At 69.6% G+C, this 22,567-nt stretch carries 21 protein-coding genes and 1 riboswitch; of the genes, 14 read left to right on the top strand and 7 right to left on the bottom strand.

All coding sequences use genetic code 11. The features are described 5' to 3' along the window. Nucleotides 1-31 precede the first annotated feature (31 nt). Nucleotides 32-988: an MBL fold metallo-hydrolase gene (locus CCR79_RS10385; RefSeq protein WP_238636639.1), complete on the bottom strand. Its 957-nt coding sequence runs from the start codon at nucleotides 986-988 to the stop codon at nucleotides 32-34. Then, nucleotides 963-2,708 carry a thiosulfohydrolase SoxB gene (gene soxB, locus CCR79_RS10380; protein WP_201171906.1) on the bottom strand — a complete coding sequence of 582 codons (1,746 nt, stop codon included), beginning with the start codon at nucleotides 2,706-2,708 and terminating at the stop codon, nucleotides 963-965. Before soxB ends, CCR79_RS10385 begins: the two co-directional genes overlap by 26 nt. A 290-nt stretch (nucleotides 2,709-2,998) precedes the next feature. Here soxB and CCR79_RS10375 point away from each other — a divergent pair, with 290 nt between their 5' ends. The 5 genes from CCR79_RS10375 (at nucleotide 2,999) to CCR79_RS10355 (ending at nucleotide 8,095) form a co-directional block, all read left to right on the top strand. Further along, on the top strand, nucleotides 2,999-3,190 hold the full coding sequence (locus CCR79_RS10375) for an Alvin_2107 family globule sulfur oxidation protein (protein WP_201171903.1): 192 nt from the start codon (nucleotides 2,999-3,001) through the stop codon (nucleotides 3,188-3,190). A gap of 12 nt (nucleotides 3,191-3,202) precedes the next feature. After that, nucleotides 3,203-3,433: a sulfurtransferase TusA family protein gene (locus CCR79_RS10370; RefSeq protein ID WP_201171901.1), complete on the top strand. Its 231-nt coding sequence runs from the start codon at nucleotides 3,203-3,205 to the stop codon at nucleotides 3,431-3,433. Between the two features lie 74 nt (nucleotides 3,434-3,507). Then, on the top strand, nucleotides 3,508-6,429 hold the full coding sequence (locus tag CCR79_RS10365; protein WP_207189778.1) for a molybdopterin oxidoreductase family protein: 2,922 nt from the start codon (nucleotides 3,508-3,510) through the stop codon (nucleotides 6,427-6,429). Further along, complete coding sequence (locus CCR79_RS10360) at nucleotides 6,429-7,142, top strand: 4Fe-4S dicluster domain-containing protein (RefSeq protein ID WP_201171899.1); 714 nt, start codon at nucleotides 6,429-6,431, stop codon at nucleotides 7,140-7,142. The genes CCR79_RS10365 and CCR79_RS10360 overlap by 1 nt, the downstream gene beginning before the upstream one ends. Before the next feature lie 14 nt (nucleotides 7,143-7,156). Further along, nucleotides 7,157-8,095 (top strand): dimethyl sulfoxide reductase anchor subunit family protein, encoded by a 939-nt coding sequence (locus CCR79_RS10355; protein ID WP_201171897.1) that lies wholly within the window; start codon nucleotides 7,157-7,159, stop codon nucleotides 8,093-8,095. 106 nt (nucleotides 8,096-8,201) lie between these two features. Here CCR79_RS10355 and cysG read toward each other — a convergent pair whose 3' ends face one another. The 3 genes from cysG to CCR79_RS10340 all read right to left on the bottom strand — a co-directional run bounded on the left by cysG (nucleotide 8,202) and on the right by CCR79_RS10340 (nucleotide 11,910). Then, entirely contained in the window at nucleotides 8,202-9,689 is a 1,488-nt protein-coding gene (cysG, locus tag CCR79_RS10350) for a siroheme synthase CysG (RefSeq protein ID WP_201171891.1), read from the bottom strand. A 100-nt stretch (nucleotides 9,690-9,789) separates the two neighbouring features. Then, nucleotides 9,790-11,001, bottom strand: a complete 1,212-nt coding sequence (locus CCR79_RS10345) for an MBL fold metallo-hydrolase (protein WP_201171889.1) — start codon at nucleotides 10,999-11,001, stop codon at nucleotides 9,790-9,792. Between the two features lie 210 nt (nucleotides 11,002-11,211). Next, nucleotides 11,212-11,910, bottom strand: a complete 699-nt coding sequence (locus CCR79_RS10340) for a ZapG family protein (protein ID WP_201171887.1) — start codon at nucleotides 11,908-11,910, stop codon at nucleotides 11,212-11,214. A gap of 188 nt (nucleotides 11,911-12,098) precedes the next feature. Between CCR79_RS10340 and CCR79_RS10335 the strand changes: the two genes are divergently transcribed. Next, on the top strand, nucleotides 12,099-12,794 hold the full coding sequence (locus tag CCR79_RS10335) for a hypothetical protein (RefSeq protein ID WP_201171883.1): 696 nt from the start codon (nucleotides 12,099-12,101) through the stop codon (nucleotides 12,792-12,794). A gap of 3 nt (nucleotides 12,795-12,797) precedes the next feature. On the opposite strand, the gene CCR79_RS10330 is transcribed toward CCR79_RS10335, so the two are convergent. Then, nucleotides 12,798-13,919: a cobalt-precorrin-5B (C(1))-methyltransferase gene (locus tag CCR79_RS10330; RefSeq protein WP_201171880.1), complete on the bottom strand. Its 1,122-nt coding sequence runs from the start codon at nucleotides 13,917-13,919 to the stop codon at nucleotides 12,798-12,800. A 9-nt stretch (nucleotides 13,920-13,928) separates the two neighbouring features. Then, nucleotides 13,929-14,705 (bottom strand): cobalt-precorrin-6A reductase, encoded by a 777-nt coding sequence (locus CCR79_RS10325; RefSeq protein WP_201171877.1) that lies wholly within the window; start codon nucleotides 14,703-14,705, stop codon nucleotides 13,929-13,931. A 99-nt stretch (nucleotides 14,706-14,804) separates the two neighbouring features. After that, nucleotides 14,805-15,041: riboswitch (cobalamin riboswitch) on the top strand. Nucleotides 15,042-15,175: 134 nt separating this feature from the next. Between CCR79_RS10325 and CCR79_RS10320 the strand changes: the two genes are divergently transcribed. From CCR79_RS10320 to CCR79_RS13695, 8 genes are all read left to right on the top strand, one after another. Then, nucleotides 15,176-17,002 (top strand): TonB-dependent receptor domain-containing protein, encoded by a 1,827-nt coding sequence (locus CCR79_RS10320; RefSeq protein WP_201171874.1) that lies wholly within the window; start codon nucleotides 15,176-15,178, stop codon nucleotides 17,000-17,002. A 139-nt stretch (nucleotides 17,003-17,141) separates the two neighbouring features. Then, nucleotides 17,142-17,711, top strand: coding sequence for a cob(I)yrinic acid a,c-diamide adenosyltransferase (locus CCR79_RS10315; RefSeq protein WP_201171870.1), 570 nt, complete (start codon nucleotides 17,142-17,144; stop codon nucleotides 17,709-17,711). Between the two features lie 158 nt (nucleotides 17,712-17,869). Continuing rightward, nucleotides 17,870-18,445, top strand: a complete 576-nt coding sequence (locus tag CCR79_RS10310) for a Uma2 family endonuclease (RefSeq protein ID WP_201172533.1) — start codon at nucleotides 17,870-17,872, stop codon at nucleotides 18,443-18,445. Between the two features lie 23 nt (nucleotides 18,446-18,468). After that, on the top strand, nucleotides 18,469-19,323 hold the full coding sequence (locus tag CCR79_RS10305) for a helical backbone metal receptor (RefSeq protein ID WP_201171867.1): 855 nt from the start codon (nucleotides 18,469-18,471) through the stop codon (nucleotides 19,321-19,323). Then, the gene (locus tag CCR79_RS10300) at nucleotides 19,323-20,384 is read left to right on the top strand and encodes a FecCD family ABC transporter permease (protein ID WP_242510893.1); all 1,062 of its coding nucleotides are present in this window, start codon (nucleotides 19,323-19,325) and stop codon (nucleotides 20,382-20,384) included. The genes CCR79_RS10305 and CCR79_RS10300 overlap by 1 nt, the downstream gene beginning before the upstream one ends. 9 nt (nucleotides 20,385-20,393) lie before the next feature. After that, on the top strand, nucleotides 20,394-21,170 hold the full coding sequence (locus CCR79_RS10295; protein WP_201171865.1) for an ABC transporter ATP-binding protein: 777 nt from the start codon (nucleotides 20,394-20,396) through the stop codon (nucleotides 21,168-21,170). Beyond that, entirely contained in the window at nucleotides 21,161-21,736 is a 576-nt protein-coding gene (locus CCR79_RS10290) for a methyltransferase domain-containing protein (protein ID WP_201171862.1), read from the top strand. Before CCR79_RS10295 ends, CCR79_RS10290 begins: the two co-directional genes overlap by 10 nt. Then, the gene (locus CCR79_RS13695) at nucleotides 21,733-22,443 is read left to right on the top strand and encodes a TVP38/TMEM64 family protein (protein ID WP_201171860.1); all 711 of its coding nucleotides are present in this window, start codon (nucleotides 21,733-21,735) and stop codon (nucleotides 22,441-22,443) included. Before CCR79_RS10290 ends, CCR79_RS13695 begins: the two co-directional genes overlap by 4 nt. Nucleotides 22,444-22,567 lie beyond the last annotated feature (124 nt).

Raw genomic sequence — 22,567 nt, 5'->3', positions numbered from 1 at the left:
TGGGCCGGTTGCTCGACTCGGTTGCTGCGTCCTACCACTCGAACTCCAGGTAGGCGCGATTGATGTTGGTGGTATGCCAGCCGTCGAAGTGCTCCAGGTGCTTGAAGGCCGGCTCTTCGCGGTGCCGGTCCACCACCTCGTCGAGAGGTTCGAGCTCCTCGGCGGCGGCGCCGACCTCGTGGACGAGGAATTCGTAGTAGGCGCCGGTGTCCTGTTCGACCCGCTCCATGTCGCTAATCCGCCCGTGGCCGGGGACGACTGTTCCGGGGTCCAGTTCCGAGAGCTCCTGATAGGCCTCATAGCCGTTCTTCACACTCGACCACGGGTGTACGCCGAGCATGCGATCGACGTAGACCAGATCGCCGGTGAACACCACGTCCGCATCGGGCAGGTGGACCATGGCGTCGCCGGGGAAGTGGGCATCGGTGCGCTGCATCTCGATGGTCACCCCGCCGAGTTCCAGGGTCGCCTCCTCGCCCTCCAGGCGGCGCTCGGCGAAGGCCGGTTCGGTCCCCTCGAGCCGGCCCCCGACGGCCTCCCTGAGGCGCCCCTCGAGGTGGTCGTCGGCGAATGCCTCCTGCTGGGTCACTGTCTCTTCGAAGGCGATGACCTCGGCGTCGTGCTCGCGCTGGAAATAGTCATTGCCCAGCCAGCGGTGGTCCTGGACCCCGATGTTCAGAACCCAGCGGATCGGTGCGTCGGTCACCTCGGCCACCGCCTCCTCGATCAGCTCCGCGCTGAAGGCGGTGGGCCCCGAGTCGATGAGCAGGACGCCCTCGTCGGTCTCGACGATGCCGTAGTTGGCGTTCATGCCGTGGTTCTCGTAGGTGCGGGCATCCGTCGGGCCGATGATCGCGTGGATCCCGTCGGTCACCGGCTCGGCCTCCGGAACGAACAGCTCATCGGCGAGGGCAGGTGACAGGAGCATCGCCCCAGCCACCAGCCCGCCGGCGGGCAACGTGTTAGAGCGCGAGACCCGGGTTGTCATCGCTGACCCCCTTGAGCTTCGGCACGTAGGGCTCCTCGACCCGCAGCGCGTTGTGGTTGCGGAAGTAGTCCGCCAGCACATCCCAGGCTTGCGGTCCGTCCTGGGGCTCGTTGACGTCGGCCCAGCCGGCCACGACGTACTTGCGCTTGGGGTCCATGGGCTCGCCGTTGATCTCCAGGTCGCTGATGCGATCGCCCATCTCCCGGGTCGGATCGATGGCGTAGCGCAGCCCGGCGCTGCGGACCATGTCGCCACCGCGATGGAGCATCGGATTTTTGTTGAAGATGGAATTGGCGACGTCCTCGAGGACGTGTTTGATCGCCTCGCCGGTCATCTCGTTGCGGGTGGTCTCCGAGTAGGTGCTGCAGGTCTGGTTCATGCAGTCCTCGAAGGTGACCTTGCCGGGCAGGACGCTCGGTCCCCAGCGGAACCCCGGGGTGAAGGCGACCTCGGCGTCGCGTCCTTCGATCAGGGCCCGGGCGAGCACCTCATCAAAAGTGCCGTTGAAGTTGCCGCGCCGGTACAGCACCCCATCGACCTCGCCGACCACCTCGGAGAGCTTCTCCTCGTACGGGGCATGGATGTCGTCGACCAGCGACTGCATCTCCGGGTCCGGGTCGAGGGCGTTGGAGAAGATCGGCAGGTTGCGGTAATGGAAGTCGCGAATGCGTCCGTCGCGGACCTCGAAGTCCAGCACGGAGAGGTACTTGCCGTTGGAGCCGCTGTTCACGACGAGCGTCGGTTCGCCGTCGGGGTCTTCGACCCGCTCGGGGTAGGGGACCGGGTCGTGGGTGTGGCCGCCGAGGATGGCGTCGACCCCGCGCAGTTGCCGCGCGTAGGCCATGTCGGTGAGCATGCCGGCGTGGGAGAGCAGAACCACCACTTGCGCGCCGTCTTCGCGTGCCTTGTTCACCTGCTCCTGAAGGCGGTCGAGCCGGTGACCCATCTCCCACTGCGGGAACATATACCCGGGGTTGGCGATGGGGGTGAAGGGGAAGGCCTGGCCGACCACCGCCACGGGGACGCCGTTCTGTTCGTGCAGGGTGTAGGCGTCGAAGATCGGGTCGAGCCAGTCGCGGTCAAGCACGTTCTGCGCGAGGAAGCGCACCCCGGCGTCGTCGAGGTCGGCGACCAGCTCCTGGACGCGCTCGTCGCCGTAGATGAACTCCCAGTGCCCGGTGCAGGCGTCGACCCCGAGCTGCTTCTGGAAATCCACCATGGCGCGGCCTTCGGTCCACAGGGCCGGGCCTGATCCGTGCCAGGTGTCTCCGGAGTCGAGTAGCAGGGCGTCGGGGCGTTCGGCGCGGGCCCGCTTCACCGCCGTGGCCAGGTGGGCGGCGCCGCCGACACGACCGTAATACTCGGCCGCCGCCTGGAAGTCGAGGTGGGTGAAGGCGTGGGCCTCGGGGCTGAAGCGATCGAGTTCGTAGTGGCGGAGGAGCTCCTCGCCGACGAGCAGCGGTGGCTTGCCCTTGAAGTCGTGGAGGCCCAGATTGATGTTGGGCTCGCGGAAATAGACCGGCTTGAGTTGACCGTGGAGGTCGCAGAAGTGGAGGAAGTGGACGTTGCCCCTGCGCGGCAGGTCGTAGAAATTCTCCGGGATTGCCCGCCAGTCGCCCGCGCCGTTGCCGCCCGCCAGGCTCTTGCCGGGGCGGGCCAGCGCGCCGGCCGCGCCGGCGGCCAGCATCAGCTCCAGGAAGTCGCGCCGGGATAAGCGCATCGCCAGGCTCCTCGGTTGCGTTCGTTGGTTTAATTGCGATCGATCAAAATCAAACGTAGGACCGCGTGCGCAGTGGCGGAATACCCATTGGTGGGTGACAGCCGGGGCGCCGGCCTATTCCCTTTTGGGGAGGGGCGTGCGGCGGCGCGGCGGAGGGCTGGTCGCAATACCCCCTCGGGGATAGATGCCCCGTGTGCGGTCTCCCCTTTGGCAGGTTGTTGCATATATCAGGACATGGGCATTCTTCAGCGAAACGTAGCGTCGCACAACGACAGCGGGGAGAGGCGGTGATGAACCGGGAGTACTACAACGCCGTCCGGCGGATGGAGGAACAGGGGGTCGATGCCGACTACATGGCCGGTTGGATCGGCGGCTATCTGCAGAACCCCAAGCGTGAAGAGCAGCGCGTCAATGACCGCTATGAAGCGGGTTACGCCGACGGCCTGGAGGGTCGTACCGACAACATCGTGGCGTCCAACTGAGGAGCACCGGAGATGGCGGAGTTTGATCAATCCCTCGATGCCACCGGGCTGAATTGCCCGCTGCCTATTCTCAAGGCCAAGAAGACCCTGGCCACCATGAACACCGGCGAGGTGCTTTACGTCATGGCCACCGATCCGGGATCGGTGAAGGACTTCGAGTCCTTCAGCAAGCAGACGGGGCACGAGCTGCTCGAGCAGAAGGAAGAGGACGGGACCTACCACTTCCGGCTCAAGCGCGCTTGAGCCGGCTGCGGGGCCGGCCCCGGTTGGCGGCCCCGCCCCGATCCCACACCCGCAAGCCGGCCATGGAGGCAGCCATGCGCGTCACCCCGCAAGCCGAGGTGGCGGACGACCCCGCTCGTCTTGAGCCTCGGGACCGCCAGGAAGTCCGCTACACCACCTGCTACATGTGCGCTTGCCGCTGCGGTATTCAGGTCACCCTGGAGGACGGCCAGGTTCGCTTCATCCAGGGCAACCCGGATCACCCGGTCAACCGCGGCGTGCTCTGTGCCAAGGGCAACGCCGGCATCATGAAGCAGAACTCCAGGGCGAAACTCCGCCGCCCGCTGCGTCGCAAACCGGGCACGGAGCGCGGCGAAGGCGCCTTCGAGGAGATCTCCTGGGACGAGGCCCTGGATGAGCTCACCGAGCGGCTGCGCCGGATCCGCGCCGAAGACCCGAAGAAGCTCGCCTACTTCACCGGTCGTGATCAGATGCAGGCGCTGACCGGGCTCTGGGCCACGCAGTTCGGCACCATCAACTGGGCGGCCCACGGCGGCTTCTGCTCCGTGAACATGGCCGCTGCGGGGCTCTACACCCTGGGGCACGCCTTCTGGGAGTTCGGTGATCCGGACTTCGAGCGGACCCGCTACTTCCTGCTCTGGGGCACCGCCGAGGATCACGCCTCCAACCCCTTCAAGCTCGGCATCGACACCCTCAAGCGCCGCGGCGGGCGCTTCGTCGCCATCAATCCGGTGCGCACCGGCTACCAGGCCGTCGCCGACGAGTGGGTGCCCATCCGTCCGGGCACGGACGGCATGCTCGCCATGTCGCTGATCCACTGCCTGCTGCGCGACGGGCAGTTCGACCAGGACTATCTCATCCGCTACACCAACGCCCCCTACCTGGTGGTTCAGACCCCGGGGCAGGCCGGGGATGGGCTGTTCCTGCGCGATGAGCAGGGCGCGCCGCTGGTCCGGGATCTGCAGCAGGAGGCGTTCGTCGATGGCACGCAGGCCGGGATTGCGCCGGCGCTCTTCGGTGCCTGGACGGCGCCTGACGGGCGGCCGGTGAAAACGGCCATGACCCTGCTCGCCGAGCGCTACCTGGACGCACAGTACGCCCCGGAGCGGGCCGCCGAGGTCTGCGGCGTGCCGGCGGAGACCATCGAGCGCCTGGCCGCCGAGATGGCCCACGTGGCCTTCCAGGAAACCATCGAGATCGAGTGCGAGTGGACCGACTGGGCTGGACGCCGGCACGACCGGTTCATCGGCCGCCCGGTCTCCATGCACGCCATGCGGGGGGTCTCAGCCCACTCCAACGGCTTCCAGGCGGCCCGTGCGCTGCACCTGCTGCAGCTGCTGCTCGGCTCGGTGGATTGCCCCGGTGGGCATCGGGCCAAGCCCCCGTACCCGAAGCCGATCCCGCCACCGCTGCGTCCCGCCCGGGAGACCGCACCGGATACTCCGCTGGCGGCCTCGCCGCTGGGTTTCCCGGTGGCGCCCGAGGATCTGGTCATCGACGGCGAGGGCCGGCCGCTGCGCATCGACAAGGCGTTCTCCTGGGAGGCGCCGGTCTCGCCCCACGGCAAGATGCACACGGTCATCAGCAACGCCCACGACGGGGATCCGTACCCCATCGATACCCTGATGCTGTTCATGGCCAACATGGCCTGGAATTCCACCATGAACACCACCAGTATCCAGGACATGCTGCGCGCCCGGGACGAATCCGGCGCGTACCGCATCCCCTACCTGGTGGTGGTGGACGCCTTCCACTCCGAGACCGTGCAGTACGCGGATCTGGTGCTCCCGGATACCACCTACTTGGAGCGCCACGACTGCATCTCCATGCTCGACCGGCCGATCTCCACCGCCGAGGGGCCGGCGGACGCCATCCGTCAGCCGATCCTGGAGCCGGAGGGCGAGGCACGTCCTTGGCAGGAGGTGATGATCGAACTCGGCGCCCGCCTGGGGCTGCCGGCGTTCACCAACGAGGACGGCAGTCCGAAGTACAGCGGCTATGAGGACTTCATCGTCCGCTTCGAGAAGGCGCCGGGGGTCGGGTTCCTGGCCGGCTGGCGGGGCGAGGACGGCAGCAAGCCGCTGCGCGGCGAGCCCAACCCCCGGCAGTGGGAGCACTACATCGAGAACGGCGGTTTCTTCCAGTACGAGTTGCCGCTCTCGCATCAGTTCTACAAGTTCGCCAACAAGGGCTACCTGGAGTGGGCCGAGGCGGCCGGGATCAACGGCTCCGCCGAGCCGATGGTCATGAGCGTCTACGCCGAGCCCCTGCAGCGCTTTCGACTCGCCGCCGAGGGGCTCTACGACGGGCCGCAACCCCAGGATCCCGTGGACCGCGAGCGGGTGCGCACCTACTGTGATCCGCTGCCCTTCCACTACGCGCCGCTGGAACAGAGCCGCGTCGAGGGGCAGGGGTATACCTTCCACGCCATCACCCAGCGGCCGATGACCCACTACCACGCCTGGGACAGCCAGAATGCCTGGCTGCGCCAGATCATGGCCGAGAACGTCCTCTACATGAACCGCGCACGCGGCGAGGCGCTGGGCCTTAGCGATGGCGACTGGGTCTGGGTCGAGTCGCACAATGGGCGCATCTGCGTGCCGCTGCAGCTGGTCGAGGGCGTGCAGGCGGATACCGTCTGGACCTGGAATGCGGTGGGCAAGCGCTCCGGGGCCTGGGGGTTGGAGCCCGGCGGGCCGGAGGCCAGCCGGGGGTTCCTCCTCAACCACCTGATCGATGACCGCCTGCCACGCCGGGATGACGAGAAGCCGCTGAGCAACTCCGATCCGATCACCGGGCAGGCGGCCTGGTACGACCTGCAGGTGCGCATCCACAGGGCGGCACCCGGGGAGGGCGGGATCTCGCAACCGCAGTTCACCGATCTGATCCCGCCGCCGGGCGTCGACAACGGGCCGATGAGGCTCATGCGCTACGCAACCCACCAGGCGGTGCGCCTGCACCGCTCCATGCGCGACATTCTGAGCCGGGGGCGTTGATGAGACTGGGACTGGTCATCGATCTCGATACCTGCGTCGGCTGTCACGCCTGCGTGGTGGCGTGCAAGCAGTGGAACACCTCGGGGACGGTCGGTCCGCTGACCGATTACCACCCCTACGGTGGATCCCCCAGCGGGGTCATGCTCAACCGCGTGCGTCATTACGAGGAAGGGACGTACCCGAACAGCAAGACCGTCAACGTGCCGGTCTCCTGCATGCACTGCGATGAGCCGCCCTGCGTGGATGTCTGTCCCACAGGCGCGTCCTACAAGCGTGACGCCGACGGGATCGTGCTGGTCGACGAGGCCAAGTGCATGGGCTGCAACTACTGCGCCTGGGCGTGCCCTTACGGCTGCCGCGAACTCGATCACGCCAGCGGCACCATGAAGAAGTGCACGCTGTGCATCGACCGGATCTACGACGACCGCCTCCCCGAGGCCGAGCGCCAGCCCGCCTGTGTGCTCTCCTGTCCGGCCCGGGCACGGCACTTCGGCGATCTCGACGACCCCGACTCGCGGGTCAGCCAGCTGGTGCGCGAGCGGCGGGGCTTCGTGATGCTCCCCGAGATGGGGTGCCAGCCGGTCAACCACTACCTGCCGGTGCGCCCGCCCGAAGCCAGCCGTCCGCTGCCCGAAACGACCGGTACGTCCCCGGGGCAGGGCACCGATCCGGCCAGCGTCCAGCACTGGCCCAACCGCGTCGTTCACCGCTGAGGGAGGATTCACCCATGCATCCCGCCTGGTCCGTTGTCTTCTTCACGGTGCTCTCCGGTGCCGGCTACGGCTTCGTCGCCCTGTTCGCCCTGACCGATATCCTCGCCCTTGGTGGCGCGGTCGGGCAGCGAGAGCTGCTGGCCGCGGTCGCCATCGGTGCCGTGCTCATCACAATCGGCCTGATGTCGTCCGCCGGTCACCTCGCCAATCCGCGCAATGCCTGGCGTTCTTTCGCTCGCTTCCGGACCTCCTGGCTGTCCCGCGAGGCGGTGCTCGCCGTGCTCTTCTACCCGGTGGCCCTGCTCTACTTCGGGCCCTACTTCCTGCTCGGGCTGGAGCACAACGCCGTGACCCTCGTGTTCGCCGGGCTGACGGCGGTGCTGGCCCTGGCCACGGTCGTGGCGACGGGCATGATCTACGCCTGTGTCCGCGCCATCCGCGAGTGGAGCCAGGGGTTGACCCCGGTAAACTACCTGCTCATCGGTCTGGGGTTGGGCGCCGCCGTGCTCGCCGCCGTGCGCGGTTTCTTCGGCGCCGATCCGGCCCCGGCGGCGGCCATGGGGGTGGCGCTGCTGGCGGTGGCCGCAGTGACCAAGTCGGCCTGGTACCTGTGGAACCGCCGTCCCGGCAGTTCCAGCAAGACGACGGCCTTGGGGCTGAGCGGTGCCCCGGTGCGCCTGGTCGACGCCGGTCACACCGCCGGCAACTTCCTGACCTGGGAGTTCCAGTACCCCCTGCCCGAGGGGCGCGCGCAGGTCTACCGTGGGTTGGCACTGGCCGCAACGTTCGCCTTCCCCATCGCCGCGTTGAGCGCCGTGGCCCTTGGGGCCGGGGCGGTGTGGGCCTACGCGGCGGTGGCGGTGGCGCTGCTCGGCGCGCTCATCGAACGCTGGCTGGTCTTCGCCGAGGCCCGCCACGCGGTGCGTCTCTATTACCACGAGGCGCGGCTGTAAGGCGCGCAAGCCCCGGCGGGGTCTCTGCGCCGCCCCGCCTTAAACCGCCGAGGCCCGGGCCAGCTCGGCCCGGGTCTCGGTTATTGCGCAGGAGGTGGACGGCCGCTTAGGCCTGTTCGGTATCCGCCGGGACGCGACGGCGGACGGGGCGCGGTTCGCTGTTCAGGCAGCCGTGCTCCGGGAAGGCCGGCTCGGCGTTGGGTGAGCTGTGGTACCACCCCAGTTGCGGCTGGAGCGTCACGGTGGGGCCGACGACGATCAGCGCCGGGCCCTGGAGCCGCGCATTGCGCACCTGTCCGGGCAACTCGCCGAGCGGGGCGGTGATCACACGCTGTGCCGGGGTGGTGGCCTGATCGATCACTGCGGCGGGCTGGTCCGGCGGCAGGCCGCCCGACTGAAGCTGGGCGCAGACCGTCTCCAGATGGGTGAGCCCCATGTAGACCACCAGCGTCTCGTCGCGGCGGAACGGGGCCCACTGGGAGAGTTCCAGGGCGCCGTGGCGGCGGTGCCCGGTCAGGAAGCGGCAGCTCTGGGCGTGATCCCGGTGGGTCAGGGGGATGCCGGCGTAGGCCGCAGCACCCTGGGCGGCGCTCACCGCCGGCACCACCTGGAACGGGATGCCGTGCTCGATCAGCCCCTCGATCTCCTCGCCGCCGCGGCCGAAGATGAACGGGTCCCCGCCCTTGAGGCGCAGCACCCGCTTGCCGGCAGCGGCCAACTCGATGAGCTTGTCGTTGATCGCCTCCTGGGGCAGCGTGTGCCGGCCACGGCGCTTGCCGACGGGGATCCGCTCGGCGTCCTTGCGCACCAGGCGCAGCAGCGCGGGCGCCGCCAGGTGGTCGTGGAGCACTACGTCGGCACGCTGCATCAGGCGCAGGGCGCGGAAGGTGAGCAGGTCGGGGTCGCCTGGGCCGGCACCCACCAGGTAGACCTCGCCGCGCCCGTCACTGCGGGCCTGTTCCTGGCGCAGCAGCTCGAGCATTGCCTGTTCGGCCTCCCGCTCCCGACCCGCGAGCATGGACTCCGCCGCCGGGCCTTCGAAGACCTGTTCCCAGAACCGCAGGCGCTGCCGCCCGGTGGGGAGGGCGGCAGCTACGCGCTCCCGCAGGCGGCCAGCAAGGGCGGCCAGCCGCCCGTAGGCGGTGGGCAGCAGGGTCTCCATCTGGCTGCGTACCTGACGGGCCAGCACTGGCGCGGCGCCACCGCTGGTGATCGCCACCTGCAGCGGGGAGCGGTCCACCACCGCCGGGGTGATGTAGCTGCAGTACTCCGGCCGATCGACGGTGTTGACGGGTATGCCCCATTCGCAGCATCGGCGGTAGACCAGCTGGTCGGTGGCCTCGTGGTTGGCGGCGTTGAGCACCAGTGCCGCCCCTTCTTCCATGCCGGGGCGGTAGTCCTCGGCCCGATGGTGGGCCCGGTCGGGATGGCGCTGCAGCAGTTCCTCACAGTCCCCGCCGAGTTCGCGGGCAACCAGAGTGACGGTCGCCCCGCTGTCGAGCAGATCCTCGGCCTTGCGGGCGGCGGTCTCATTGCCGCCTATCACCAGACAGTTGCGGCCGTGGAGCTTGAGGAAGATCGGGTAGTGGTCCATCGCGGGGTCCCCTGCTGGTCTTGGCTGGTGCGCCATCCATCATGACGCGCGCATGTGTCATGCAAATATCTCCAACGGGGTACCGCGGGCCGGGCCGCTATCAGGCGGCCGCGGCCTCACTCAGGGCGCAGACGTTCTTGCCCACCTCCAGGCGCCGGGCCTCTGCTTCGTCGGGCTGGACGAGGCCGATGTTGACCCGCTTGATCTCGATATACGCCTTGGGAAAGTGGGGCAGGCTGCCGAGGATATAGCTGCGGAACGGCTCCGGACCGGCATCCACCTGTCGCAGCCCCGGATTGCTGCGGCGCAGGGGACCGAGTTCGGCGCAGAAACGGCCCCGGGTATCGGCGACGCTGGGGTCGGTGGCGTGGCCGGGCAGGACCACGGTGTCCTCGGGCAGGGCCAGCAGCCGCTGCAGGGAGTCATGGAAGAGCGGCGTCCAAGCCTCGGCGGCGCCGCCCAAGTCGGGGCGGGCGATGGACTCCAGGAAGATGCTGTCCCCCGAGACCAGGTACTGTTCGTCGACTAGGAAAGCCACCATGCCCAGGGTGTGGCCGGGGACGTGCAGGGCGCGCAGCGTGATCGCCCCGACGCGCACCGACTGATCGGCATACAGCGGTGCGAAGTCGATGCGGGCCGGCAGCATGTCCATCGGGTGGATGGCGTCGTAGGGATGCAGGTGGTAGGGGACCCGGTGGCGACGGGCCAGTTCCGGGCCGCCGCTGATGTGGTCGGCGTGGGCGTGGGTGTCGAGGACCTGGGTGATGCGGGCTCCCCGCGCATGGATCAGCTCCTCGTAGACGTCCACGTGGCGATTGGGGTCGATGACAGCGGCCTCGCCGTCGCTGATGATCACGTGGCTCAGGTCGCCACGGGCCGGGCGGATCACCTGGTAGACGGTGTAGCGCTCGTGGTTGCCCACTACCCGGTGGTAGTAGAAATCGCCCCAGGCCTCCATGCCGCCCTCCAGGTTCAGGGCCGGGTAGCCGAGTTCGCGCAGGCCGTGGGCCAGGTGCTCCGAGGTGTGCCCCTCGCCGCAGACCGTCAGGATGGTGTGGTCGGTGGGTAACCGGTCGGACAGCTGCGCCCGGATGCCGCGCAGCACGGCCGCGTCCATGTCGTCGGCGTCCTCATCGAGGTCGAGCAGCTCGAAGTAGGGGACGTTGATAGTCGGGGTGTCGTGCGGGCCCTCGACGCGCCAGCGCTCGAACTCGTCGGGGTTGCGCACATCCAGGATGAACAGCCGCTCGGCGCCGAGCAGGTGCTCCCAGGCAACGGCCGGTGTCCAGGCGGTCTTCAGGGTGTCCAGCATGGTTAGCCTCCTCACTCCTTGGGTGCGACAAAATGTCTGGTCTTTCACCAAGGATGGAGGCGCAGCGTCGGGGTGCTATATCCCGAAAGAGATAAGAACTGGAACCAATCAGGATTGGTCGATGGGTCAAAAAAACCCCGGGGCCGGCAGGCCCCGGGGTCCGTATCGCCATGAACGGTCGGTGGACCGTTCACGTCCCCGGGCAGCTCTTCAGCTGAAGATGCTCGGGCGCCGACGCCGCTTCTCACCGCTGCTGCTGCTGCGCTCCTCGGTGGCCGTGCTCCGGGTACGCTCCGGGGCACTGCTGCGGGACCGGGAGGAAGAGGTGGTGGAGCGGCTGCGCGTCGGGCGACGGCCGATGGCGGACTCGGAGGAGCGGCTGGAGGAGCCGACGGCCGACTCGGAGGAACCGCTGCTCCGACTGCTGCCGGCGCTGCGGCTGCTGCCGCCACTGCTGCTGCTGGCGGAGCGGTCGCCGGAAGAGCGCTCGGAACGCTCCTGGCTGATCTGGCGGCGGGCCTGGGCCTCACGCTGCTCCTTGGCCTTCATCTCGCTCATGCGCCGGGCGGACTGCTCGACCACGTCCTGGGACAGCAGGCGCTGGTCACCCAGGGACTTGACCAGGTCCTGCGTGCGGCGGGGCGCCAGACGCTGGGAGCTGGTGGCCATGTGCTCGTAGAGGCGACGGTACGCCTTGGTGACCTCGCCCATGATCTGGGCGGTCTGCTCGAAGTGCTGGTCCACCTCGCTGCGGACGTTGCGCACTTCCTCGCGGTTGCGGCGGGCCACGCTCTCGGCGTCGCGGATCTCCTGGGTGTTGGGCGAAGAGGCGCGCCCGACGTAGGCACCCACAGCGGCACCGACCACGGCACCGACGACAAGTAGCAGGATTGGATCAAACGCTTCCATACCGGACCTCCCGATTAGTTCATCGGCTACTTTGTATCAAACGACTGATTGCGCGGAACAGGGTGCGCGCTTACACCGCGAGCCCGGCTGAGACGGCCCCGGCCGAGCGCTCCGGACACCATATACGCAATCGTACAGCGTATCATCCCGCACAGGGTACAGCGTCGCGCGTTGGCGCGGGAGGCCGCATGCACGGGGGGCTTGAAACGGCAGCTCAGATCAGCGGGGCCGGTTGGGCGGTGCTGATGGCGGCGGCGGTGCTGCTGGTCCTCGCCCTGGGGTTGGCCGTCACGGGTGGGTGGGCGCTGCTGCGCGGTCGCCTACTCCGCGGGGTGTCCGTGCTCGCCGCCGGGCTGATCCTGCTCGGCGGGCTGGGAACTGCCGGCGCCCTCGGGCTGGGTTTGCTGGCCTATGAGCGGCTGGAGCGGGAGCGCCCGGTGCTGGCGCTGCGCTTCCAGGAGGTGGCCGGACAGCGCTATGTGGCGCGGCTGATCTACCCGGACGGGCGGCGTGTGACCGTCCCGCTGGCCGGCGATCAGTGGCAGGTGGATGCCCGGGTGCTGCGCTGGAGCGGCTTCGCGACGGTGCTCGGTCTGGAGACCCGCTACCGGTTGGAGCGGATCAGTGGTCGTTACGCCGACCCCGAGGCCGAGCGCACCGCGCTGCGTACCGTGCACCCCCTGGCCCCGCCGCAGCGGGGTATCGACCCCTGGTTGCTGGGTCAGCGCCACGGCGATCGTCTCCCCTGGGTGGACGCCACCTACGGCAGCGCCACCTACCTGCCCATGGCCGACGGCGCCGAGTACCGTGTGGCGGTCACCCGGGGCGGCCTGATCGCGCGGCCGACCAATGCCGAGGCCGAGGCAGCGGCCCGCCGCTGGTAGGTCTCAGTGCCGTGCCCAGCCGGCCCGGCCCACGGGCTGGCCGCGGCGATCGAAGATCAGCACCTCCACCTCGCTGGCTGCCGGATCCACCAGGGCCAGGGCGGTGCGCTGCGCCTCCCGCGCCACCGCGTCGCCCAGCGGGAGATCAGCGGCCTGCGCGAGGTCAAAGGCCTCGGCGACCGTGTTGGCGGTGGCGATGCCCTCCTGGCAGGCGGCATCCGCGCCGAGTTGTGCAGCGGTCTCGGCCAGCGCCGTCAGATCGGCCTGCCCGCGGCGCGAATGCACATCGAGAAAGCCCTGGGCGAGCTTGGTGATCTTGGCCAGGCCGCCGGCGATGGTGATCCGCGGTACCGGGTGCCGGCGCAGGTACTTGACCATCCCGCCCACGAAATCGCCCATGTCGATCAGCGCCTCGTCCGGGAGCCCGTGGTAGGCCTGCACCGCCTGCTCCGAGGTGCGTCCGGTGCTCCCGGCCACATGCCCGAGCCCGGCGGCCCGGGCCACGTCGATGCCGCGCTGGATGGCGTCGATCCAGGCGGCGCAGGAGAAGGGCACCAGCACCCCGGTGGTGCCGAGCACCGACAGTCCGCCCTCGATCCCCAATCGCGGGTTGAGGGTCTGCGCCGCCAAGCGTTCCCCGTCTTCGATGGCGACCTCCAGGGTGACGTCGGCCGGCACCGACAGCTCGGCCGCGGCCTCGCGGATACCCTGCTCGATGTAGCCCCGCGGACCGGGGTTGATCGCCGGCTCGCCGGCGGCGACGGGCAGACCGCTGCGGCGCACCGTGCCCACGCCGGGGCCGGCGCGCAGCCGCACCCCGCCGCCCGGTGCGCCGGGGCGTGCGGTCACCGAGACCAGGGCGCCGTGGGTGACGTCGGGGTCGTCACCGGCGTCCTTGATGACGCCGGCCCGCGCCCAGCCGTCGCCGCGGGCCTGAGCGGCCAGGGCGAAGGCCGGGGCGCGCTCCCGCGGCAGCCGGACGGTGACCGGATCGGGGAAGGCGCCGCTGACCAGCCCCGAGAAGGCCGCCCGCGCCGCGGCGGCGGCGCAGGCGCCGGTGGTCCAGCCGCGGCGCAGGGCGGTGCCGGCGGAGGTCTCAGTGAAGGACTCGGGATCTTGCGCCATGCGCTGATCCTAACCCAGGCGAGGGTCAGCCGCCGCCGGGCGTCGTCTCCGCAACCACGCCAGCGCCTGCTCGACCTCGGTGGCCACCTCCGCCTCCGGCGGGTCCGGCGGGCGCTCGACCATCACGATGCGGACTCCGCAGTCCCGGGCCGCATCGAGTTTGCTGCGAGTGGCGGCCCCGCCGGCGTTCTTGGTGACCAGGGTGTCGATGCCGTGCTCGCGGAGCAGGCGGCACTCGTCGGCGTAGTGGAACGGCCCGCGCTGGAAGAGGATCCGGGCTCCAGGCGGCACCCGCTCCGGCGGCTCCAGGCAGCGGATCCAGTAGTGGTGGTGGGGCGCGGCGCAGAAGGCCGGGACCTCCTGATTGCCGATGGTCAGCAGCACCCGGCCCGGCTGCGGACCCAGCGCTTGGGCGGCGGCGGCCATATCGGCCACCCGGTGCCACTGCTCGTCCGGCCCCGGTTGCCACGCTGGTCGACGCACTGCCAGCAGGGTTGTCCCCGTTTGCCGGGCGGCCGCCGCCGCGTTGGCCGATATGCCGGCGGCGAAGGGGTGGGTGGCATCGACCAGGCAGTGCACACCGTGCTGGCGCAGGTACCCGGCCAGTCCGGCAACGCCCCCGAATCCGCCGCGACGGACCGGCAAGCGGGGCAGGCGGGGGCGGCGAGTCACCCCGGCCACCGAATAGACCGCGGCGATCCCGGGCTCCTGCTCCAGCGCCTGGCCCAGTGCCAGCGCCTCGCCGGTACCGCCAAGGAGCAGGACACGCAGCGGCTCAGGTGCCATGGCGGGCCGGGGCAGTGGTCTGTGCCAGTCGGTGGCGGTGCATCACGTCTCCTTTGGACGTCGGGGTGCGGCGGTTTGACGGCGGGGCCCAGGCTGCCTAGAGTACCAAGCTCCTCAGGTGCCCCGCGCGAGCAGCGGCGGGGTGAAACGGGAAGACCGGTTCAGCCGCACCTAGCGGCGAGTCCGGCGCTGCCCCCGCAACGGTAGGTGGGGGGCGGATCACAAAGCCACTGCAAGGCGCCGTCGTTCGGCGGCGGGCCCTGCGGGAAGGCGATTCGCCCGGGGTCACCGACCCCACCCACGAGCCCGGAGACCGGCCTGAGGGAACCCAGGTGCCGCGGGAGGCGGCAGACCGGGGCAGGCCTCCGTTTGCCGGGCGCAAGCGCGATCCCTCCCCCCATTTCTGTCCTCCTCCCTGCGGTGGAACCAAACCGACGCGCGTGCGGGTGGCGCGCGGAAGGGAGGAAAATATGTCCAGCAACACCACCAGCCGGGTCGCCGCGGGCGTGGCGGTCGGCCTGATCGTGGGCAGCGTCCCGGCCATGGCCGATACCGACGGCGAGTCGGCGCAACTTGCCCCCCTCGTGGTCACGCCAACCCGAATGACCCAGACCGTCGACGAATCCCTGTCCTCCGTCTCCGTGATTGACCGCGACGAGATCGACCGCCAGCAGCCGCGGCAGGTCTCGGACCTGCTGCAGGGGCGGGCGGGGACGAGCCTGGCAAGCAACGGCCCGTTCGGGAAAGACACCAGTCTCTTTATGCGTGGCACCGAATCGGACCACACCCTGCTGCTGGTCGATGGGGTGCGCATGGGGTCGGCGACGACTGGAGGGGCTTCATGGCAGTATCTGCCGCCTTCCGAGATCGAGCGCATTGAGGTCGTTCGAGGGCCGCGCTCCTCGATTTATGGCGCAGACGCCATTGGGGGCGTGGTGCAGGTCTTCACCCGTGAGGGCCAAGAGGGGCCGCCGCGGGTGAACGCCTTTGCCGGCAGCGGCAGCTTCAATACCTACGAATACGGCGCAGGGGTGGCCGGCGGAACCGGGGATACCCTCTACAGCCTCTCAGCCGGTCACTTTCACACCGACGGCATCAATGTCCGGGATGAAGCGGGTGACGATGATGAGGATGGTTATACCAATATGACCGTCAGTGGTCAGTTGAGCCATCGGTTGACGCGTGAAGCCGAGGTCTTCGGTAACTTTCTCTATGCCGAGGGTGAAAGCGACTTTGATCCGGATAATCCCACCGCCTCGGCCTATAACGAGTTTACCCAGGCGGCGCTTCAGGCGGGTAGTAGGCTCTCAGTTACGGATTTGTGGCAAATGGAGGTCGCGATCTCTCAAAGCCGCGACCAGGAAGATAACCTCTACGATGACCAAGCGGGGCCTGATGACTCAACCTTCGACACCCGGCGCGATATGGCCAAGTGGCACAATGAATTTGACCTAGGCAGGGACCTGGATTTGGCCGTTGGCGCGGACTGGCGTGAGGATCACGTTGATTCCACCACGGACTTCGATGAAGACAGTCGCTACAACATCGGCACCTATCAGGTGCTGACGGCTTGGCTCGGCTCTCATCAGCTGCAGGGGAGTCTGCGTTACGACGATGACGAGGAGTTTGGCGACCAAACCACCGGACAGCTTGCTTGGGGGTGGCAGCTGACCGAGGCAGTCCAGACCCGGGCGAGCTACGGCACGGCCTTCAACGCGCCGACGTTTAACGAACTTTATTTCCCGGATTTTGGCAATCCAGAGCTGGAGCCGGAGACCTCGGAGTCTTTTGAAATCGGGGTTCGCCAGGCAGGCCGATACTCTTACTGGGATCTCGCCGTGTTTCAGACCGATATCGACGATTTGATTGATTCATCAGAAAATATTAATATTGACGAGGCCCGCGTCCGCGGCGCCGAATTGGAAGCGGGTGCCCACTGGCAGGAATGGCAGGTCTCCGGCGCCTTTACTTACCTCGATCACGAGAATAGAGACACCGGAAATGAGTTGCAGCGCCGGCCCAATGAATCGGCGCGTGTAGATATCGACCGGCAGTTGGGCGATTTCTCGGTAGGTGCGACCGCTCTTGCACGGGGGCGTAGCTACGACGACCAAGCCAACGACACGCGCCTCTCCGGCTACGGCCTCCTGAATCTGCGTACCAGCTACGCCATCACCCCGGAGTGGACCCTGCGCGGGACGCTGGAGAACGCCCTGGACAAGGACTTCGAAACCGCGGACGGTTACAACCAGCCGGGCCGGGCGGTCTACGTCTCTCTGCACTTCAATCAGCACTAACCGGGGCGTGTCGATGGAGCGGATGCATCGACGCAGACCCCGATTCGCGGCGCACCCGCACGGGGCGTAGGGTGCCGCAGGGCACCGGGCGCGTTACTGTGCGGGTGCCCCGCCCCGCTAGAGGAGTAGGAAGGAAACCATGGGAAACCGACTTTCCAAGATCGCCACCTGCACCGGTGATGAGGGCCGCACGGGCCTCGGTGACGGGTCGCGGGTGGACAAGGACAGCCACCGCGTCGAGGCCTTCGGCGAGGTGGATGAGCTCAACAGCTTCCTGGGGCGCCTGCTGGCCCACGAGCTGCCCGAGGACGTGGCCCCGGTGCTGGCACAGGTCCAGCACGAGCTCTTCGACCTGGGCGCCGAGCTGGCCGTGCCCGGCCACAAGGCGTTCCCCGAGGGGGCCGTGGATCGCCTGGATGCGGCGCTGTCCTACTTCAATGACTCGCTGCCGTATCTCAAGGAGTTCATCCTCCCCGGTGGCGGCCGGGCCACGGCGGATTGCCACGTCGCCCGGGCGGTTTGCCGGCGTGCGGAACGCAAGGTCGTGGCCCTGAGCCACCACGAGGCGGTGCGGCCCGAGTCCATGGCCTACCTCAACCGCCTCTCCGACCTGCTCTTCGTCGTCGCCCGGGTCCTCTCCCGCTACGAGAACGGCGGCGAGGTGCTCTGGCGCCCGGCCGGTCAGCGGGCGGCGGATGAGAGCGCGTAAAGTGTCGATGGTGGGCGCGACGGTAGGGTGGACACACGTGATGGCAGTCGGGGGCGTGGTGCGCCGGCTGGCGGTGCGGCTCTGCCGGCTGAAGAGCGTCGGGCAGGCGTGGCGGCACTGCTACACTGGCGATGACTGTTTATCCCGAGGTTCCAGCCATGGCCGATCCGCAGCCAGCCGGGATGACCGCCGAGGCGTACCTTGCCTGGGAGGCGGAGCAGCCCCTCAAGCACGAGTTCGTGGCGGGGGAAGTCTTCGCCATGGGTGGGGCTCCGGAGCGGCACGTGACCGTGACGCTCAATGCGGCCAGCGCGCTGCGCCAGCAGCTGCGCGGGGGGCCATGCCGTACGTTCATGGCCGACATGAGGGTCCGGGTGGAGGCGGCCGACGCCTTCTTCTATCCGGATGTGCTGGTCACCTGCGATCCGACCGATCATCAGCGCTCCGAACACAAGGAGGCGCCGTGCCTCGTGGTGGAGGTGCTGTCCCCCTCCACGGCGGCCTACGACCGGGGCGCCAAGTTTGCCGCCTACCGCAAGCTCCCCTCGCTGCGGGAGTATCTGCTCATCGACCCGGAGATCGGGAGCCTGGAACTCTACCGCTCGGACGGTCAGGGCCACTGGGTGTTGTACCCGCACGAGGCCCACGAAGAAGTGGTGCTGGCCAGCCTGGAGGCGCGACTCGTCGGAGCCGAGGTCTTCGAGGACGCCCCGCCGGGGCCCGAGCCGCGCTAGGGGGCATCGCAGCCGGGTTCCTGGTGTCGCTGGCGGCGTGGGCGCCGGTGCACGCCGGGGAGCGCTGTGTGGAGGACGACACCGGCCAAGAGGTCTGCCTGGAGGCCCCGGCGCAGCGGATCGTGGCCCTCTCGCCCGGGGCGACGGAGCTGCTCTTCGCCGCCGGCGCCGGCGATCATGTGGTGGCTGCGGTCAGCCACGCCGACTACCCGGAGGAGGCCGCCGATCTGCCCCGGGTGGGCAGCTACGACCGGCTCGATATGGAGTCGATCCTCGCCCATGAGCCGGATCTGGTCATCGGCTGGACCAGCGGCAACTCCAGCAGCCAGCTCGAGCGCATCGAGTCGTTGGGCGTGCCGCTCTACCGCAGCGATCCCCGCCACCTTGAGGAGATCGCCACCTCCCTGGAACGGCTCGGGGCCCTGGCCAGCAGCGAGGAGGTCGCGGAGGCCGAGGCCGCCCGGTTTCGCGATGCGGTGGCGGAACTCGAGGCCGAGTACGCCGGCCGCGACCCGGTGCGCGTCTTCTACCAGATCTGGCCGGACCCGGTGATGACCATCAACGACGAGCAGATCATCAGTGAGTCGATCCGCATCTGCGGCGGCGAGAACGTCTTCGGCGATCTCGGCAGCCTGACCCCGCGGCTGGATACCGAGTCCGTCCTCGAAGCCGACCCGGAGGCGATCGTCGCCGGCGGGATGGGCGAGGCCGACGACGCCTGGCTGGACGAGTGGCGGCGCTACGACGTCCTGGAGGCCACCGCCAAGGACAACCTCTTCTTCGTCCAGCCCTCGACGATCCAGCGCCCGACGCCGCGCATCCTCGAGGGGACGCGGGCGCTGTGTGACAAGCTCGAGCAGGCCCGGCGCAACCGCTGATGGGGATCGGGCGCACAGCCGATCAGCGGGGCCGCTCCGGCGCCGTGAGCGAGGAGGGCGGGGCGCTGGCCCAGCCGAGTGGGGTCGGATCGCCGGTGCGCTTCCTTTTGCCCCTGGGCGTGCTGGCGCTGGCAGCACTGCTGGCGGTGGCCACGGCGGTGGCCATCGGCAGCGTGCCCCTGACCCCGGGCGAAGTCCTCGCGGTCCTGGCCGGCAGCGGCGAGCCGCTGCACCAGACCCTGGTCCTGGAGCTGCGTCTGCCCCGGGCCCTGGCCGCTTTCGCCGTCGGCGGACTGCTGGCCGTGGCCGGGGCGCTGATGCAGGTGCTGCTGCGCAACCCGCTGGCCGACCCCTACGTGCTCGGGCTCTCCGGCGGGGCCGCCGTGGGCGCCCTGGCGGCGATGCTCCTCGGGCTGGGCATGGCCCTGGTCTCCGGGGCGGCCTTCGTCGGGGCGCTCTTCTCGACCCTGCTGGTCTTCGGCCTGGCCCACGGCACCGGCAGCTGGACGCCGACCCGGCTGCTGCTCACCGGCGTGGTGGTGGCCTCCGGCTGGGGGGCGCTGGTCACCTTCATGCTCGCCGTCGGGCCCACCGAGCAGCTGCCCGGCATGCTCTACTGGCTCATGGGCGATCTGGCCTACGCCCGCGGCCCGTGGCTCGCCTTGGTCGCCCTGGCCGTGGCCGTGCTGGTGGCGTTGCCGCTCGGGCGCAGCCTCAACGTCCTCGCCCGCGGGCCACTGCAGGCGGCGGCGCTCGGCGTCGCCGTGCGGCCATTGGAGTGGGCGGTCTATGTGGCGGCCAGCGTGCTCACCGCCGTCGCCGTGACCACCGCCGGGAGCATCGGCTTCGTCGGGCTGGTGGTCCCGCACATGCTGCGCCTGGTGCTGGGCAACGACCAGCGGCTGATCCTGCCCGCCGCGGCGCTGGCCGGCGGGGCGCTGCTGGCGCTGGCCGATGTCTTCGCGCGCACGCTCATCGCCCCGGAGCAGCTCCCGGTGGGCGTAATCACGGCGATGCTCGGCGTGCCGCTGTTCCTCTACCTGCTGCACCGCAGTCGTTAGGGGGGAAGCATGCTCCAGGCCCAGGATCTGATCATCGACATCCCCGAGCGGCCCGACGGCTATCCGCTCAACCTCACCATCGAGCCCGGGGAGATCTGGGGCGTGCTCGGGCCCAACGGCGCGGGCAAGACGACGCTGCTGCACACCCTGGCCGGGTTGCGCGCGCCCCGCGCCGGCGCGGTCGAGCTCGACGGCGCCAGCCTGCGCCGCTGGCGGCGCAAGGCGCTGGCTCGGCGCCTGGGGGTGGTCTTCCAGGAGCGCCACGACGGCTTCCCGGCCTCGGTGCTGGAGACCGCGCTCATCGGTCGCCACCCCTACCTGACGCCGTGGGATCTGGAGACCGCCGAGGATCTGGCCTGCGCCCGGCAGGCGCTGGAGCGGCTGGAGCTCGGCGGGCTCGAGGAGCGGCTGGTCAGCACCCTCTCCGGCGGCGAGCGCCAGCGCCTGGCGATGGCCACGGTGCTGGCCCAGGACCCGGCCGTCTGGCTGGCCGACGAGCCCACCAACCACCTGGACCTGCGTCATCAGGTGGCCGTCATGGACCTGCTGGCCGGCCAGGCGCGGGAGGGGCGCGGTGTCTTCCTGTGCCTGCACGACATCAACCTGGCGGCGCGCTGGTGTACCCACATCCTGCTGCTCTACCCCAACGGCGATGCCTGCTGGGGGCCCGCCGAGGTGATGCTCGTCACCGAGGCGCTGGAGGCGCTGTACGGCCAGCGGCTGGTCGCCGCCGAGGCCGACGGGGCCCGTGTCTTCGTACCCGCCGGCGGTCTGCCGTGCGGCTGATCGCCCCCGGCGTCGCCGCCCTGGAGCGCTGGAGCGCGCGCTGGCCGCTCCTCTTTCACCTCTACGCCTGGCCGTACCGCCGGCTGGTGGCCCGGGAGCTGCGCCTGGCCGGGGTCGTGCCCGGCGAGCGGCTGCTGCATGTAGGCTGCGGGGCGCTGCCGTTCACTGCGGTGCTGGCCGCGCGCCTGGGCGGGGCCCGGGTGATCGCCGTGGACCGTTCCGCCGCCGCCGTGGCCGGGGCGCAAGCCGTGGTGGCGCACCTGGGCCTCCTCGGTGAGGGACCGGGGCGCGTCCGGGTCCTCTGTGCCGATGCGGCGGCCGACGCCCTGCCCGAGGTGGATGTGGCGCTGATCGCCCTGCAGGCTTGCCCGCGGACGCCGATCCTTGCCAACATCCGCCGCCAGCGCGCGCCGGCCCGTATCCTCTTTCGGCTGCCGCGGCCCGGGCTGGAGGGCCAGTACGGGGCCGCGCCGGACGGCGAGACGGCGGCCGGGAGCTGTCGGCACGGGATGCCGACCTTCGACCGCACCGCGCTCTATCTCCATCGGCCACCGGAAACGACGTGAACGGAGCCACCCTCAGCTGGACGACCCTCGGTGCCCGCGCCGTGCTCGCGGCCTTGGTGCTGGCCCTGCTCGGTGCCCTGCTGGCCGGCAGCGCGCCGGAGTGGGCGTGGGTGCACGGCCAGCTGCAACAGCTGCGGCAGGTGGCCGAGTCGCAGCCGGTGCAGGCGGCGCTCGTCTTCCTGTCGCTGCGCTTTCTCTTCTCGGTGGTCTCAGTCCCCGGAAGCGGGGTGCTGACCGTCGCCGGTGGGGTGATGTTCGGCTTCTGGGCCGGTCTGGCGTTGGTCCTGGTGGCGGTGGGCACCGGCGCGCTGGCGATCTTCCTGCTCACCCGCTACGCCCTCCACGACGCGGTGCGCCGCCGGTTCCCGGAAGCACTGCGGCGCGTCGACCGCCACTGTGCCGACCACGGCCCGAGCGCGCTGTTTTTGCTGCGCATCGCCGAGCCGTTCCCCACCTTCCTGATCAACGCGCTCTTCGCGCTGACGCGGATGCCGGCGCGGACCTACTTCTGGGTCAGCCTGCTGGGGATGTTCCCCGGCGTGGCCATCCTCACCAACGCCGGCGCGCAGTTGGAGGCGGTCCACACCCCGGCGGAGCTGATGAGCACCGGGATGATCGCCTCGCTGGTGGCCCTCGGCGCCATCCCGTTGCTCTCCAGCCTCGCCGCCGCCCGGCTTCGGGCGGATCGGCGCCGGCGCGGCGACTGAGCGCCACGGGGGGCCATGCCCCGGGCATCGGCCGTGGCCGCCGCGGACCGCCTAGAATAGGGGGAACCGCTGCCCGGTCATCGTGAGGCGCCCCGTTGCCCGCCCAGGAAGTCTTCCGCGCCGA

The sequence above is a fragment of the Halorhodospira halophila genome (assembly GCF_016653405.1).
In the GTDB taxonomy this organism is placed as follows: domain Bacteria; phylum Pseudomonadota; class Gammaproteobacteria; order Nitrococcales; family Halorhodospiraceae; genus Halorhodospira; species Halorhodospira halophila_A.
This window is presented reverse-complemented; position numbering and strand designations above follow the sequence as displayed.